At 64.2% G+C, this 232-nt stretch carries 1 pseudogene; it reads right to left on the reverse strand.

Features of this window, described 5'->3' with window-relative positions:
• Positions 1-181, reverse strand: a pseudogene (locus ASG00_RS15975) (TerC family protein); the annotation flags it as partial.
• Positions 182-232 lie beyond the last annotated feature (51 nt).

A 232-nucleotide genomic window follows, 5' to 3' on the forward strand; every position in this document is an offset into this window, starting at 1 on the left:
CGGAGACCACGCCGATGCCGACGCCGAACAGGAGTGCGAGCCCGATGTAGAAGGCCGACCAGCGGGCGGATTCGCCGATGGTCGGCTCGTGGGGCTTTCGCACGTGGGCGAAGAACTCGTACACGAAGAACGCGATGGTGACCGCGATCGTGATGATCCAGACGAGGGGGGTGACGTTCACAGGGAACTCCAGAGGGTAGGGCGGAACACGGATGTCGCCAAGGTCTCCTCC

The organism is Microbacterium sp. Leaf351 (assembly GCF_001423825.1).
In the GTDB taxonomy this organism is placed as follows: domain Bacteria; phylum Actinomycetota; class Actinomycetes; order Actinomycetales; family Microbacteriaceae; genus Microbacterium; species Microbacterium ginsengisoli.